Annotated in this window: 14 protein-coding genes; 2 read left to right on the top strand and 12 right to left on the bottom strand. The window is 43.0% G+C overall.

The genetic code is table 11. The features are described 5' to 3' along the window. Positions 1-9: 9 nt before the first annotated feature. From OCU28_RS01440 to focA, 4 genes are all read right to left on the bottom strand, one after another. Positions 10-705 carry a response regulator transcription factor gene (locus OCU28_RS01440; protein WP_261816600.1) on the bottom strand — a complete coding sequence of 232 codons (696 nt, stop codon included), beginning with the start codon at positions 703-705 and terminating at the stop codon, positions 10-12. After that, positions 702-1,091 (bottom strand): DUF3019 domain-containing protein, encoded by a 390-nt coding sequence (locus OCU28_RS01435; protein ID WP_261816599.1) that lies wholly within the window; start codon positions 1,089-1,091, stop codon positions 702-704. Before OCU28_RS01435 ends, OCU28_RS01440 begins: the two co-directional genes overlap by 4 nt. An 8-nt stretch (positions 1,092-1,099) precedes the next feature. After that, complete coding sequence (locus OCU28_RS01430; RefSeq protein ID WP_261816598.1) at positions 1,100-1,999, bottom strand: MipA/OmpV family protein; 900 nt, start codon at positions 1,997-1,999, stop codon at positions 1,100-1,102. A gap of 192 nt (positions 2,000-2,191) precedes the next feature. After that, positions 2,192-3,052 carry a formate transporter FocA gene (gene focA / locus OCU28_RS01425; RefSeq protein ID WP_261816597.1) on the bottom strand — a complete coding sequence of 287 codons (861 nt, stop codon included), beginning with the start codon at positions 3,050-3,052 and terminating at the stop codon, positions 2,192-2,194. A gap of 269 nt (positions 3,053-3,321) precedes the next feature. On the opposite strand from focA, the gene OCU28_RS01420 reads away from it, so the two are divergent. Beyond that, entirely contained in the window at positions 3,322-4,674 is a 1,353-nt protein-coding gene (locus OCU28_RS01420; RefSeq protein WP_261816596.1) for an MATE family efflux transporter, read from the top strand. Positions 4,675-4,702: 28 nt separating this feature from the next. On the opposite strand, the gene OCU28_RS01415 is transcribed toward OCU28_RS01420, so the two are convergent. Then, positions 4,703-5,623, bottom strand: coding sequence for a M14 family metallopeptidase (locus tag OCU28_RS01415; RefSeq protein ID WP_261816595.1), 921 nt, complete (start codon positions 5,621-5,623; stop codon positions 4,703-4,705). A gap of 153 nt (positions 5,624-5,776) precedes the next feature. After that, positions 5,777-6,772: a Gfo/Idh/MocA family protein gene (locus tag OCU28_RS01410; protein ID WP_261817406.1), complete on the bottom strand. Its 996-nt coding sequence runs from the start codon at positions 6,770-6,772 to the stop codon at positions 5,777-5,779. A gap of 430 nt (positions 6,773-7,202) precedes the next feature. Here OCU28_RS01410 and pykF point away from each other — a divergent pair, with 430 nt between their 5' ends. Continuing rightward, positions 7,203-8,615: a pyruvate kinase PykF gene (pykF, locus tag OCU28_RS01405; protein ID WP_261816594.1), complete on the top strand. Its 1,413-nt coding sequence runs from the start codon at positions 7,203-7,205 to the stop codon at positions 8,613-8,615. Between the two features lie 383 nt (positions 8,616-8,998). Here the strand turns inward: pykF and ilvN are convergent, their stop codons facing one another. The 6 genes from ilvN to OCU28_RS01375 form a co-directional block, all read right to left on the bottom strand. Then, positions 8,999-9,493 carry an acetolactate synthase small subunit gene (ilvN, locus tag OCU28_RS01400; protein WP_261816593.1) on the bottom strand — a complete coding sequence of 165 codons (495 nt, stop codon included), beginning with the start codon at positions 9,491-9,493 and terminating at the stop codon, positions 8,999-9,001. A gap of 1 nt (position 9,494) precedes the next feature. Beyond that, positions 9,495-11,216: an acetolactate synthase 3 large subunit gene (locus OCU28_RS01395; RefSeq protein WP_261816592.1), complete on the bottom strand. Its 1,722-nt coding sequence runs from the start codon at positions 11,214-11,216 to the stop codon at positions 9,495-9,497. A gap of 345 nt (positions 11,217-11,561) precedes the next feature. Next, positions 11,562-13,403 carry an AMP-dependent synthetase/ligase gene (locus tag OCU28_RS01390; RefSeq protein WP_261816591.1) on the bottom strand — a complete coding sequence of 614 codons (1,842 nt, stop codon included), beginning with the start codon at positions 13,401-13,403 and terminating at the stop codon, positions 11,562-11,564. 230 nt (positions 13,404-13,633) lie between these two features. Then, positions 13,634-14,614 carry a transcriptional regulator LeuO gene (gene leuO / locus OCU28_RS01385; protein WP_261816590.1) on the bottom strand — a complete coding sequence of 327 codons (981 nt, stop codon included), beginning with the start codon at positions 14,612-14,614 and terminating at the stop codon, positions 13,634-13,636. Between the two features lie 336 nt (positions 14,615-14,950). Further along, positions 14,951-16,009, bottom strand: coding sequence for an MJ1255/VC2487 family glycosyltransferase (locus OCU28_RS01380; protein ID WP_261816589.1), 1,059 nt, complete (start codon positions 16,007-16,009; stop codon positions 14,951-14,953). Between the two features lies 1 nt (position 16,010). Further along, entirely contained in the window at positions 16,011-16,562 is a 552-nt protein-coding gene (locus OCU28_RS01375) for a phosphatase PAP2 family protein (RefSeq protein WP_261816588.1), read from the bottom strand. Positions 16,563-16,593 lie beyond the last annotated feature (31 nt).

Here is a 16,593-nt window from a genome sequence, read left to right as displayed (position 1 = left end):
AGTACTGGCCTACTGGTTATCATCGCGGCAAAACAGGTAACCTTGCCCACGAATCGTTTTGATTTTATAGGCTTGCGGTGGCGCATCTTGAAGCTTTTTTCTTAGCCGTGAAATACGGTTATCAATAGAGCGATCAAAGCCATCATATTCAATCCCGCGCAACTGCGTGGTGAGATCGGTACGAGAAACCACAGTGCCTTGTTTAGAAGCCAACAACCAAAACGCATCGAACTCATTCGCGTTGAGATCTAGACTATAATTACCAATCGTGACCGACTTTGCGGTGGCATTAAGGGTCAAACTGTCAAACTGCAGCAGTTGTTTGGGCTTTTCATCCGTAGCGCGACGCAACAGCGCCTTAATATGAGCCAGCATAACCTTAGGGCGTACAGGTTTGGTTAGATAGTCATCAGCACCCACTTCTAGGCCTTTAATTTCATCACCATCTTCCACACAAGCGGTCATAAATAATATCGGGCCTGAATAGAAGGCTCTCGCCTCTTTACAGACATCAAAGCCCCCCTTAACTGGTAACATGACATCCAATAATACAAGGTCTGGGCTTTCTTCAGATATCATCTGTAGAGCAAAATCCCCCTGACTTGCGACCGTCACACTATAATCGTGATCGATAAGATAATCTCCGATCCACTCAGCCAACGATGTATCATCTTCAACCACCAATATGTGCTTTTTGTCGCTCAAAATAATCTCCATCCAGATTGGGACTGCTTGGGCGCCTTATATACCCAAGTTACGACCACTTTAACCTCAGCCAGCACCTTAGCAGTGGTTTGCTCAATTAGCCGATACGTCGTAGTATTTGCGTTTTCAAAGCTGTATTCATAGCCTTGCAAGAAACGCCCTTCCCAGCATACAAGGTTTTTACCATTGTCCACCTGCAACAAGCAGTACTTTCCGTTATTTGGGGTCTGCCATTGAAACGCTATCGTTTGATAGCAGGTCTGGCCTTTGTGCAGAGCAACGCACTGCTGTGGGGTGGCAGTAAAATCGATACTATGCTCTGCTGCTGACGCTGGCATAGCACTCATAAATAACAGCAATAGGCAGCACAAAAATAATCTATTCATGCTTCCACCTAAAATACATAACTTATTGAGACGTTAAATAACGAGTTGTAATCCGCCTTACTAAATGGGCTTTCGGAGATTTCATCCGATATCGACGTAATACGATAGATTGAGCGAAATACGAAATCTTGGCTGATAGGATAAGCTGCACCAAGCTCTAGGCTGTAATTAATCGCGCTTCCCGGTTGATATTGATAAAATTGACTGGTCGCTTCCTCTGCGCTTACACCATATATATTACGAGTCAACTGCTTCGACAGGTATGTGGCACCGCCCAAAGTATATAGATTCCAGTTTCGCACCTGCCACGACTTACCTAGCCTTACTGTGCTCTGAAAGCCCTGATTATTATAATAATCACTCACCGCTCGGAACTGGAATACATAGTTATCATCCCAATAGCGAGTTGCGCGAATACCAGCGCCAACATAGAGAGACTCATCCGACATCAGGTAAGCATTTTTTTGTGCTTCGTTCATCGAACTAAGGTCTGAATCATCATCTCTTTGCCACGTCATCTCTAGGTTTGCCGCTAAGAAATCAAGTGACCAATGCTCTGAGTTCCAAAAATTATATCCAAGATTGGTTCCATCTTGCGAGAGATGAACCAGCTCAACGAACAACCCTTTATATTGATAAATGCCACTAAGCATTAATAGCGGTTGAACATCATCATGCTCGGAATCACGCACATCAACCTGGTTTATGGCCAGCGCACTAACCCCTACCTCAAAGTAACCACCGCTATCTAAGCGACTTCCACTTTGAGCAACACTGCTAGATATATCCTCGGCATAAACCGCAGTCGAAAACAGAAGACCACTTCCTAGAAGTAGCGCGATTAGCGGTCGTATAACACAGCTAGATAGGTACGAAATACCAACCTGCTGGGCGGAGTGAGATTGCACTGATTAATCCCAATATTGTTCTCTTTAGGGGTACAACTATTATGGCCCTAGCACCCAGCTGAGTCCATAATCCCTGAATAAGATTCAACACTTAATCGCTACATATTCCAAAATAGCGGTTTATTACTACTAACCGTAAATCACAGGCAAAAAAAATCCGCGCTAAGCGCGGATTTAATATTAGATATAAGGTTACTTGTTATCGTCACGAAGGAAGATCAACCAGTAGTAAACACCTACAAATAAACCACCGCCGATGATGTTACCGATAGTTACAGGGATTAGGTTGTTTACAACAAAACCCATTACATTTAGGTCTGCGTAGTTTGCAATATTTGCACCGGTCATGTGCCAAAACTCAGCTGGAGCGAAGTTTTTAATAGCAATTGCCATAGGTACTTGGAACATATTTGCAATACAGTGTTCAAAACCAGAAGCAACGAACATCGCTACAGGTAGGATAAGAACCATCACTTTATCAGTTAATGAGCGAGCACCGTAGGTCATCCATACTGCAAGACAAACAAGCAGGTTACACATAATACCTAGCGCTACAGCCTGGATAAATGTGTGATGCAGTTTATGTTGTGAGATAGCCATAGCGTTCAAGCCCATTTGGCCATTGTCGCCCATGTATTCACGGGTAACGAGCATAACGCCCACTAAGATGATTGCGCCAACAAAGTTACCACAATAAACAGCTGCCCAGTTCTTAAGAAGCTGAAGCGTAGTAATTTTACCACTTGCTCGTGCAACTAGAGTAAGCACACTACTAGTGAATAGCTCAGCACCGGTAACAACCACTAAGATCAAACCAAGGCTGAATGCTAAACCACCAGCTAGCTTGCTTATTCCGTAGGCCATATCGCCAGCGCCAGTAGTAACTACTGTATAAAAGACAAAGGCAATACCAATGTGTATGCCTGCGGTTATTGCCAAAAGAAATGATTTAAACTGGTTTTTACTGGCTTTCTTTACACCTGCTTCAACAGCGCGTTTCGCCATTTCAGGGGGCATAAATGAGTCAAAAGTATTCAGATCAGAATCAGCCATGTGCAATCTTATCCATATTAGAGGGTTAAATAGTACGCAGAATTTACTCTTACAATAAATCATTGCATAGAGATGTTTATGCAACTTTATATTTACTATTCAAACTATATGCCATTTATTCACCCGCAACTTAATATTTTTCGGAAATCAAAGGTCACTTTTCCCCTCTGATTTACTTGCTCTATCCGACAAAAAAGCACAGCCCAACTTTATTTAACGCTATTTTAATAAATAATAACCGTTGTTTTTCTCATGACCCGTAGTGATGCATGTCCACAGATACCATACAAAAAGATGAACCCGTAAGCCGCGTGTTTTGGCGCTTTGCCATACCTTCTGTCGCCGCTATGCTAATCAGTGGCCTATATCAAATTATCGATGGTATATTTGTTGGTCATTATGTCGGCTATGCGGGGCTTGCCGGTATCAATATGGCCTGGCCGATTATCGCTTCCATTATGGGGTTTGGTATTTTAGTTGGGATGGGAGCGGGGAGCCTAATATCAATGGCAAGAGGCGCTGGCGATAACTCCCAAGCACAGCGGATACTTAATAATGCTATAGGATTACTATTATTCTTCTCTGCTCTTGCTACCCCATTAGTCATGTTGTTTGGTCATCAATTATTACTATTGCAGGGCGCTCATGGGGTGTCACTACAACACGGCTATGACTATATTCATATATTTGGTTACGTGGCTCCTTTTGCCATTATATCTACCGCGATACCCATATTAATACGCAACGACAATAGCCCGCACATAGCGACGGCACTAACGATCCTTGGTGCCGTGCTAAATATCGGGCTCGATTACCTCTATCTTGGCGTACTCGACCAAGGGTTGCGCGGCGCGGCGATTGCAACGGCAATCTCTCAAATCATTGTCACTGGAGTTGGCGTTGTCTATTTTATTAGTGCGCAAGCCGAGATCCGCGTTACCAAGATTAGGCTAAATCTCTCATCCATATTAGCTATCAGCCGACTCGGCAGTTCAAGCTTAGTGATGTTTGCTTACTTCTCGTTTGTTATTGCGCTACATAACCTGTTGTTAATGAAGTATGGGGGTGAGGTCTACGTAGGGGCGTTTGCTATCATCGGCTATATTGCGACCTTGTACTACCTGTTTGCAGAAGGGATTGCCGCCGGTATGCAGCCTCCGGTTAGCTATGATTTTGGCAATGCTAGACCACATAGAGTAAAGCAGACTGTCATGTTAGCTGGCAAGGTTATATTGATATCAGGGACGGCCACGATACTACTACTAAATCTATATCCTGAGTTTTTCATCTCACTATTTTCAAGCCAAGATGAAAGCCTACTTCGCACCACAATAGAGGGATTAAGGTTGCATCTGAGCCTGCTGTTCTTAGATGGCTTTCTATTCTTGGCTTCGGTTTATTTCATGGCGGTGGGTAAAGGAGGCAAAGCGCTATTTGTGTCTATGGGTAACATGTTGGTGCAGTTCCCCTTTCTTTATTTTGTACCACAATGGCTTGGAGTCACTGGGGTTTGGCTAGCCTTACCTCTTTCTAATTTAGTGCTGACCCTAATTGTGGCACCTATGCTGTGGAAAGATCTAAAGCTACTTACTGAACTGAAATTTAAGGCGGTAAAAGCATAACAAATACGCCCTACACCGCCTCTAATAGCTACAAAACAGTGCGCAGATAATCCAACATACCGCAAATAGCGGCTACCTGAGCAAGATTGCACTGCTGCGCTGTCGCCTTATTACTATCTGGATACACCTCCGTTGTGGTGGTGTATTGCGCTCCAGTAAAGCCAGCACATAAACCAAGCTTTTGTAGCGGATAGTTAATCACACCAAACTGAACTACAGGGGAGCCGATAATCGTTCCGTCAGGATCGGCGGGTGCAATGTGAGTCACCTTAGAAACCGATTCAATAACCGCCTTTTGCAATTCAGGCTGAGGGTTATTTGTATCCCCAACGGTATAAAAGCCATCGGGAATTGAGCCTGCTGAAAACTCGATACCGTCTCTAGCCGCAAGAGCTGGGCGAAACTCTTGCTCATCACTATCTGTGGTCTCATGCAGGTCAATATGAGCTAATATATCAACGCCTAGACCCTGCACAAACTGCATCACCAATGCAGATTCAGGCGCTGGGCTATTGGCAACAAAAGAGCGGTTCGGATCAACAGCATCTGGATTCCAGCGATTAATGATCTCATAACCCCACGGTGAAACGCACGGCACAACAATCAAGTTAAAGCTGTCGAGGTACTGTTCTGCCTTATCTTTTAAAAACAACAAGGATCCGTGAACGCCAGAGGTTTCATAACCGTGTACACCTCCGGTCACCAAGACAGTGGGTTTGCTGTTATCCCAGCCCTTAGATGTGAACCCAAATAGAGGGTACTTACCAGATTGATAGTTAAGTTCGCCATATTGAATACGCTCAAATGCATCACTTACTTGTTCTATTTTTACTAGCACATCATCTTGATACGAACGCTGCACAACACGGCTATCACGCCATTGTTGCACCTCTTTGTGTGTCCATTTTTGCCCCACAGTACCAATAGGGTAACGATAAGATTGCTGCATAACAATGCTCCATATCACTTACAGTATGGGATTAGCCTACCATACTCCACATGCGAATACTCAGTAGCCTAGAGTGCTTAATAGTAAAAAGATCATCATGATCTAATTACTATTAAAGCTTGGTTAACCAAAACCTACCGTTCTGCTTTATCTTTAATCCGCAGGGAATACAACCCCGGTCTGTCGACGTATCTCAGTTAATAATTTTGAGACGATTAAAGAGCGCTGCTTATCTTGAGGATTAATCTCTCCTTGATTGACCCTTTCGGCAAACTTAAGCGCTTCGTAATACATGGGATTTGAGTGTTGATCCACGCTCAAATTCTGAGGAGCTTGGTCTCTTTGATGTAGCGTAACTGTATTGCATAAGGCGATCATATCGACCTGTAGGCTTGATGCCTCCCCCTGAATCTCACTGGCTAAGAAACTGTCATTAACCTTTGAATGCGTCACAACAACATCAAACTCTCCGTAGTTAAAGATAACGCTACCATGCCCATCAACCCCTGAAGCCAGCTTTACAGCATTCGCTTTCAGCGATAGTGGCTCACCAAACAATGCAACCGTAGCTGAAACACAATAAAAGCCAATATCCATAATCGACCCATTTGAAAAGTCAGGATTAAAGGTATTTGGATTTTCACCATCGAGATACTTTTGATAGCGAGAAGAATACTGGCAATAGTTGATATTCGCCTTTCGAATTTTACCTAGCTTAGATAGGTTATCTCGCAGTACCTGAAAGTTTGGTAAATATTCAGACATATAAGCCTCGAATAATACTGCATTATTTTTTTCTGCTACCTCAAACATCTGCTGAGCAAGTGCCGCAGTGCTCGCCATTGGTTTTTCGACAACCACATGCTTACCCGCTTCCAACATCAACATTGTCTGAGGTGCATGGTAAGAGTTGGGGCTGGCGACATAGATACAATCTGCCTCACTTAATGCCACTTGCTCGAGGTCTGTATAGATGCGGGAGGTTGAGAATTTGTCAGCGAATGCTTGAGCAGAGTCCTTATTTCGGGAATAGACCCCGTACAATTCGAACTTGTTGGTATCTAACGCGGCACGCACGAAACGTTCAGTGATCCAGCTGGTGCCTATGATAACTAGTTTTAGCATATTTATTCCTACAACCCCGACAATTAACAGGGACTATATCATGCATATTTAGTCCAATATCTTGCAAAATCTCACTGAGGATTTATTTCATTGTTAAAAATAATTATTTTGAGCTAAAACCTTGTTCTAAGACAAATCTCAACCGTGAATTCAATCTCGCAAGGTGTTAGAATCTGACACCATCAAGAAATTTTATTACATTTTATATTTTTGTCGCCTTGCACATTACTTTTAACGTACAAACGAGAAAATAAGAGATTATCCGCTTTAAAATTAGCATAAAGGCTGTTTTATAAGCTATTTTTACTCAATTACTGTATCAGGATATTACTGAGTATAAACAGACAGCATGATAGCCATATGATCTAAATTTTGTAATTTAATTACAAATGAAGTAATATGCTCGGCAGTATCCTATTTGAATTTATATAATACTTACCGGAGAGTATTTTCCATGAAAAAGACCAAAATCGTATGTACGATTGGCCCTAAAACAGAGTCTGTAGAGAAGCTAACTGAACTTGTAAACGCTGGTATGAACGTAATGCGTTTGAACTTCTCTCACGGTGATTTCGCAGAACACTCTGCACGTATCGTAAATTTCCGCACCGTAATGGCAAACGCAGGTAAACAACTAGCTATCCTACTGGATACTAAAGGTCCTGAAATCCGTACTATCAAGCTAGAAGGCGGCAATGATGTTGACCTAGTAGCTGGTCAAGAATTCACATTCACTACTGACGCTTCAGTAATTGGTAACAAAGATATTGTTGCTGTTACTTATACTGGCTTCCCAGCAGACCTTGCAACTGGTAACACTATCCTAGTAGACGACGGTCTAATTGAGATGGAAGTGCTTTCTACTACTGCAACTGAAGTTAAGTGTAAAGTTCTTAACAACGGCGCACTAGGCGAAAACAAAGGTGTTAACCTTCCTGGCGTTTCTGTTCAACTTCCTGCTCTTTCTGAGAAAGACAAAGCTGACCTGAAGTTTGGTTGTGAGCAAGGCGTTGATTTCGTTGCAGCTTCTTTCATCCGTAAAGAAGAAGACGTTAAAGAAATCCGTGAGCTTCTAAATGCTAACGGTGGCGAAAACATCCACATCATCTCTAAAATCGAAAACCAAGAAGGTGTTGATAACTTCGACGCTATCCTTGAAGCTTCTGACGGCATCATGGTTGCTCGTGGCGACCTAGGTGTTGAAATCCCAGCTGAAGAAGTAATCTTCGCTCAGAAGATGATGATTGAGAAGTGTAACCGCGCTCGTAAGATGGTTATCACTGCAACTCAAATGCTTGATTCTATGATTCAAAACCCACGTCCAACTCGCGCAGAAGCGGGTGACGTTGCAAACGCAATCATGGATGGTACTGATGCAGTAATGCTTTCTGGTGAAACTGCTAAAGGTAAGTACCCTGTTGAAGCTGTTACTATCATGGCTCAAATCGCTAACCGTACTGACGGCGCGCTTAAAGCTGAACTAGGTTCTCGTCTTGATAGCCCACGTCTACGCATCACTGAAGCAGTATGTAAAGGCGCAGTAGACACTGCTGAGAAGCTAGCGGCTCCTCTAATCATCGTTGCTACTAAAGGCGGCAAGTCTGCACGTTCTGTACGTAAGTACTTCCCAACTGCAAGCATTGTTGCTCTAACAACTAACTCTAAGACAGCTGCACAGCTAGTTCTTACTAAGGGTGTTCGTCCAGTTCTTGTTGATTCTATCGACAGCACTGACGCATTCTACAAAAACGGTAAAGAATACGTTCTTAACGCTGGTTTTGGTAAGAAAGGCGATATCGTAGTTATGGTTTCTGGTGCTCTAGTTGCTTCAGGTACTACTAACACAGCATCTGTACACGTACTGTAATTACAGTTCAAGTCAGATACTAAAAGAGAGCCTAGCGGCTCTCTTTTTTGTTTTTAGTAAGCAAATAATTCGCTTCTGTGGGTATTCATTAGCAACACCATCGGCAGAAAGTAAACTGGATTAACGCTTATTCCCAGAAGCATCAAGCCCCCAACTATCAACCTAACAAATGCACTTTTTAGCATCAACTCGCCTCTTTTAGTCACCAGAGCACAATTCCGTTTCCGTCTGGGCGATTAATATTCACACGAATTTTATAGGTTAAATTTCAATCAATCAAGGCGTTTACACCGAGCCTCTGTGAGACTTCAAATTTTTTCACTAAAAAAGCCACTTCCTTTCAGAAGTAGCCTCTTAAGATTATATAACGATGTAATCTAGGATTATGTGCGCAATGTGCGATCGCCTCTCGCGATGCCAACTACGCCACTTCGCGCAACCTCAATAACCTCAGTTGCTTCGGATACAGCCTTAATAAAGGCATCCAATTTCTCACTGGTCCCTGCAAGCTGAACCGTATACTGAGAGGTCGTAACATCAACAATCTGGCCACGGAAGATATCAGCTGTACGCTTTACCTCTGCACGTGCAAGACCGGAAGCCTTGAGCTTGACCATCATTAACTCACGTTCAATATGCTCGAACTCTGTCACCTCTTGCACTTTAAGCACATCAATTAGCTTATGCAGTTGTTTTTGAATCTGCTCTAGCTGAAGCTCGTTGGTTTCAGTTGTGATATTCAGGCGAGATAGGGTCTCATCATCGGTCGGAGATACGGTCAAAGATTCAATGTTATAACCACGCTGAGAAAACAAGCCTACTACTCGAGACAGTGAACCCGGCTGGTTCTCCAGTAACAACGAAATAATGTGTTTCATGTTAGGTTCTCTCCGTCTTGCTTAACCACATTTTATCCATACCTTCCCCTTTGATCTGCATTGGGTAGACATGCTCAGTCTCATCGACACTGATATCAACAAATACCAAGCGATCTTTTAATGCCAGTGCTTTCTCAAGCCCAGATTCCAGCTCGTCAGGGGTTTGAATACGTATCCCAACATGACCATAAGCTTCCGCAATTGCAGCAAAATCAGGTACAGAGCTCATATAAGAGTTAGAGTGACGACCTTGATAGATGATATCTTGCCACTGCTTCACCATGCCTAAAAAGCGATTGTTTAGGTTAATAATTTTAACTGGGATATCATATTGTAGAGCTGTCGATAGCTCCTGAATATTCATCTGAATACTGCCATCTCCGGTTACGACTACAACCTCTTCTTCAGGGTGAGCAAACTTCACTCCCATCCCCGCAGGCAAGCCAAAGCCCATAGTGCCTAAGCCGCCAGAGTTAATCCAACGTCGAGACTTATTAAATGGATAGTACAGCGCCGCAAACATCTGATGCTGCCCTACATCAGAAGCAACATAAGCATCCCCCTTGGTCAACTTATGCAGGGTTTCAATCACCTGTTGTGGCTTAATTCGATCCGGCGAGGTCTGATAGGACAAACACTGCTTAGCACGCCATACCTCAATATCACTCCACCAACTATCTAATGCGGCTTTATCATTACGCTCTTCTTGGGACACCAATAGCGATGTTAGGCTCTGTAAGACCTTCTCTGCCGAGCCAACAATAGGCAAATCCACACGCACATTCTTTGATATAGATGATGGGTCGATATCAATATGAATAACCTTGGCATTAGGACAGTATTTTTCTAGGTTATTTGTAGTTCGGTCATCAAAGCGCACACCTACACCAAATATAAGATCGGCTTCATGCATCGCCATATTCGCTTCATAGGTTCCGTGCATGCCAAGCATGCCGAGCGAATTGCGGTGCGTTCCAGGAAATGCTCCCAGCCCCATAAGGGTACTCACTACCGGAATACTCAACTCTTCTGCTAGCTGAAGAAGGTATTCATCTGATTGTGAGATAACCGCTCCACCACCAACATACAGTACCGGTTTCTTTGCCTCTAATAGCGCTTTTAGCGCTTTCTTGATCTGCCCTTTGTGCCCGGTTGTAGTCGGATTATAAGAGCGCATCTTAATCGCTTCTGGGTATTGATATGGAAGCTTAATAAGAGGGTTTAATATATCTTTAGGCAGATCAATAACTACCGGTCCAGGGCGGCCAGTAGAAGCAATATAGAATGCTTTTTTTATAGTTTCAGGGATATCTTCCGTCGATTTAACCAAAAAGCTATGTTTAACCACAGGACGAGATACACCAACGATATCACATTCTTGAAATGCATCATTGCCGATAAGATTATTTGGCACATTCCCTGAGATAACGACCATAGGGATAGAGTCCATGTATGCTGTTGCAATACCGGTAATGGTATTGGTTGCACCAGGACCTGAGCAAACCAAGACCACACCAGGTTTCCCTGTTGAGCGTGCGTAGCCATCAGCCATGTGTGTAGCCGCTTGCTCGTGTCGTACTAGTAAGTGTTTGATCTTATCTGCTTTGGCATGCAAGGCATCATAGATATCAAGAACCGAACCGCCGGGATAGCCAAAGATTTGCTCAACTTGCTCTTCAATCAATGACTGGACGACCATCTCTGCACCAGATAGCATTTCCATTAATTTCTCCTTACCGACACGGGTGTATTGGGTGAACACAACGTGCGGTTTTACATAGTTTAGGGCTTATTCGTAGCCTAACAGTGAAATCCTCGCCTCATCGTCCACAAGTGACACATGAAGCCTGTTCTGACTATGTTTTTAAGCCAGCCATAGCAGACTTAAAATAACCTAATTACCATACCGTTTTTTTTCCATATATGTCTACGTAAAAAATACATTTTATTAACATGATTGCAGTAAGGTAAGTTTCATAATCAAGCGGGTGTGATATATGCAACGCAATAAAAAAGCCCGCTGACAAAATGCATTGTCAGCGGGCTTTATATTGGAAAGATATGTAATTTACTGCTTAGGCTTTTTCTTGCCCTTCGCGCCATCTTCATACATCTCTTCAATCTCATCTTGATAGCGGTCGTTAATAACCTTTCTACGCAGTTTTTGGGTTGGGGTTAACTCCCCTTTCTCCATTGAGAACGCCTTAGGTAGCAGCTTAAATTTCTTAACTTGCTCAAACTTAGCTAGGTTTTGTTGTAACTCAGCAACGCGTGATTCAAGCATCTCGACAATTTGGCTATTTTTCAGTAGCTCAACTTTATCGTGATATTTAATATTCAGCTCTTTAGCGTGCTCTTCTAGCGCCTCAAAGCTTGGCACTATCAAGGCAGACACAAACTTACGAGTATCAGCAATCACTGCAATCTGTTCGATAAAGTGGTCTTTACCAATGGTACCCTCGACAACTTGAGGCGCGATATATTTACCTCCCGATGTCTTCATTAACTCTTTGATTCTATCAGTAATAAATAGGTTACCATCTTCATCAAAATGCCCCGCATCACCGGTTTTAAGAAAGCCATTGCTGTCGAAGGTCTTGGCCGTTTCTTCTGGTAATTTATAGTAGCCGCGCATCACCATTGGTCCACGGACTAAAATCTCATTTTGTTCGCCAATCTTCACCTGAGCACCCGGCATTGAGGTACCGATAGAATCAGGATTAAACATTGGCTCATCCCAGCAAGATACAGTCGCTGTCGTCTCGGTCATACCGTAACCCAGCTTAACATTTAGGCCTAAGGCGTGAAAAAATCTACCTATGGTCTGATCCAGCTTTGCACCACCACATGGCATGATTTTAATACGGCCACCTAGCAGTTCACGCAACTTACTTAATACCAATTTGTCGGCAAGGGCGTGACTTTTCTTAAGCATTAATGAAGGCTTGCGTTGCTCTTGGTGACAAAGGGCCATTCTCGCACCCATATTAACAGCCCAAGTAAACATCGCTTTTTTAACAAAAGAGGCGTGAGAAACTTTTTCATGAATCGCTGAGAAAATCTTCTCATAAAAGCGTGGTACTGCGCACATAACCGTTGGTTTCACTTCACCCAAGGCTTCACGCACCTGCATGGTATCAATTAAGTAGCAGTTGGTCGCACCGGTATACAGGACATACATTGTCCACGCCCGCTCAAATACATGCGACAAAGGCAAGAAACACAATGAGACATCGTCTTGAGTTAAATTAAGGCGCTCTACATGCCCTTGTAATTGGTAGGCAAAGTTTGCGTAATCGAGCATAACTCCTTTCGGTTGACCTGTAGTACCTGAGGTATAAATCAGGGTCACAAGATCATCAAGGTTAGCGTCGTCAATACGCTGTAAAAAATCCTGTTGAAGCTCTGGATTATCTATTACCGCTTGTTGACCTTGTTCAATAAAGGCATTCCAGCTTAGAACATGTTGATGATCACCAAGATCAACATTGTCACTCATAGCAACAATAAGCTGTAGCTGAGGACATCGATCAAAAATAGACACTGCTGAGTCAAATTGCTCTTGCTCGCCAGCAAATAAAATCTTCACATCGGCGTTTTCAAGCACGTAAGCAGACTGCTCAGCGGTATTAGTTGGATAGATAGGTACAGTTACCAGGCGAGCCTGCAAAGATCCTAAATCTGCCATGCTCCATTTGGGCATGTTATTAGAGTTGATACCAACTTTATCTTGCACACTCAGGCCTTGAGCTATCAAAGCTAATGAAACAGCATCCATTTGCTGACCAAGTTGCGTCCATGATATATCAAGCCAAGTCCCTTGAACTTTGTGTTTAAGGGCGACTCTATCTCCACCATCTATGGTACGTTGGCGGACATTTTTAACAATATGGAACTCTTTGATGCTCATAACTCTACCTCATGGCTTACACTTGTAAGCTGAATTGACGCCCTAGTCTACATCCGAGCAAGAAAAACGCAATTCCATTATTGCCTCACTCTATATAAATTGAGACTCAAACCACGTTATTTATATCCCTTTTAGCATAGTCAATGTGTCGTTTTGCATATAAAAAAGCACTGCCAGTCTCCCTAACAGTGCCTTCCTATACTAATTAGCGACCTCTATGCTGAAAGTCTCTATACTGAAAGTGCGTCTTTTTCTGTGGCGACTTCCGAACAAATGCGCATTAGCTGGTCTTTAATCCATACATGTGCGTTATCTTTCTGAGTTGACTCATGCCAAGTTAGATAAGCCTTTACTTGGTTGTCCTGCTTTGGATAAGTGAGGGTATGTATACCCAAACTCGCTGGGAAATATTCAGTAATCCAACTTGGTACAGCGCAGATCAACTCTGACTGAGCCGCTACCGCTATCAAATTACCTAGCGTTGCGCCTTGGTACGCAACCTCACAGCTAAGATTACGATAGATCAATTCATTAAAGTTAAGCAGGCCATTTACAGAAGATAATCGCGCATGCTTTTCATTTTGGAACTGCTCTATTGAGATGCCACTAGACTGGCCGAGACGAGGGTGCTGATTGGAACACACTACCACCAACTCATCAGTGAAAATCTCTGTACTAACAAAGCCTTCTTTCTCAAACTTCACATAATCAATAACGAAATCGATGTCTTGATATTGAAGCTTCTCTTCCATAGTGCTGCCAGTTAATGAATCTAATTTAAGATTCACTTGTGGGGCTTGCTTACCAATATCACGCATTAACCTTGGAGCAAAGCGCACATCATTTGGCGTACAAATCGCAACCGAGAATGTTCTCGATGAGGTTGCGGGCTCAAAGCTCGCCCCTGGCAACTCATTCTTTACTAGCTGTAAGGCCTGACGCACAGGACCAAATAGCTGACGTGCTCTCAACGTCGGAGCGATACCTCGACCTTGCCTCATAAACAGTTCATCTTGAAACATCACTTTTAACCTTGCCACGGCGTTACTCACTGCCGGCTGTGACATATTGAGGTTGTGGGCAGCACGGGTGATATTTTGCTCTTGCATTACAGCATCGAAAACCGTTAATAGGTTTAGATCGACACCACGCAAGTGGTTCTCTCGACAAACTCCTTTAGTCGCTTGGTGTATGGTATTGCTAGTCAACATATTGTCAGTCTCTTTATAGTAGGATCATTGTGGTCAACTACCTGAACGGAACGTCAAGCTATCTCATCATCATCAACCTGATGAATAATCAACCCCTCTACTATCTGGCAAAAGAAAACCAGCTCCAAACAAATTGACAAAGAATCAGTATATTTTAGCCACCACTCACACGATACCTTTCAAAACAACGACTTAAACAGCGCATAAAAAGTTCTAAATTAGATTATTCAACCTAAAATGGGAACAATGTTCCCATTGATGACGCGATAACGATCGAGCTATGAGGTATTTTCAACCCATCCCCCCTTCAATTTAAGGCATGCTTCGCTCGTATTATCAATCCATTAAATGAGTGCAGTGACTGGGAAAATCGACCTGTTTCCACAGCTTATCACTAAGGCTTTGTTGCTGATCCCACTTTCCTTCTATAACCCAATCTGAAATTGCACCGGCCACATCTGGATACAATATAGGATCAGGTTTATCTTCTTCCAACCAACTGCGAACAATGGAAGGCGCAAGCTCAAGCATTGCTCGCCCCAAACCTAAATGGTCAATCGTTGCGACATTGCTTTGCTGTTCAAACTGCCCATCTAGTGGCTTCAATAGCAGTTTTTTTCCAAGGCTGAGTGCTTCTGATGGCAACTCAAATCCGCCATTAGCAATCACACCATGGCAAGCAAATAGGTCTTTTTGAAACCCTTGAACGGAGAGTGGGGAAAATTGAATATTATGGTCTTCATGCATGATGTGCACATCAGGGTGATAGCAACGAAATTGGTACTCTCCAAATTTTTTCAGTAATTCACTTACCTGCTTAAGGTCTTCAAACGGCAAGTAAACTAGAACAAAATCTTGTTCAGTGATTTGGCTATCTACCTCAATGTTAACTATTGGAGGTAAAATAGGTTGGTCAAAATGGTACCAATGTAATCCCAAATGAAAATCGGCGGGTGCAAAATGATGAATGATCGTTTTATCCATCAATCCATACTCTTTCTTTGGTACATGGTATCGAAAAGCATTTTGATGGCTAATACTAATACAAGGTACCCCTTGCTTTTTTGCCGCCCAAGCGGTGACCGGCTCAAAATCATTCAGAACAAGGTCATAATCTTTAACCTTGGTTTGATTGATGTCTTGAAATAAACCTATCAAGTTATTGTTAGTTGCGGTTTTTAGATAATCAATCTTACCGCGGTTTGCATTAAACGATAGGCCGCCGAAGGTTCGATAGTCATCAAATATATCCATAGAGAAATACTTGTGCTTATCTCTTCCTGAGAACGCAAAGTCCACTTCAACACCCTTAGTACGCTTTAAAGCCTTAGCCATCGCTCTTGCTCGTGCGATATGACCATTTCCAGTCCCTTGGACACCATAAAGAATCTTCAATTTATACTCCAATAATCGAAATGGCAGTGAATGCGCTAAATACCCCTAAGCCCACCCCTACAACAATGTCACTAAAGAAATGCACACCTAATAAAATTCGAGACATAGCAATCATTGCCGCCCATAGCGCAACAAATGGTATTAAACTCGGAAAAAAGAAGCCGGCGAGTACTGCCATGATGGTGGCTGCAGCAGTGTGTCCTGACGGCAAACTATACCTATCAGACGGCTCAATAAGATTGATAATTTTTGCAGACAAATTATGCGGTCGACGTCGACGAAAGATATTCTTCGTCACCCAATAGATCGGCAGTTCAATCGCAAAAGCAAGCAAACTACATATCAATAATAATCGCCCTTCAACGGGCTCGATTAACCACGCTATAGCGGCCAATATCGGATATAGATGCCCATCCCCTGTATGCGAAACTGCGCGACTAAATTGTCCAACTTGGCGAACATATTTATGCCCAACACACAAATGAGAAAAGGCAAGATCAAACCTTACGATAGGATTAATGCGTGTAATTGAATGTGTTTCGATACTACTCATATGTTCCTCTTCGTTCTTTGCTATAACCTAT

Origin of the sequence: Vibrio gallicus (genome assembly GCF_024346875.1) — a bacterium.
In the GTDB taxonomy this organism is placed as follows: Bacteria; Pseudomonadota; Gammaproteobacteria; order Enterobacterales; family Vibrionaceae; genus Vibrio; species Vibrio gallicus.
Note: the sequence above shows the minus strand (reverse complement) of the source record. Positions and strands in the feature narration are given on the sequence as shown.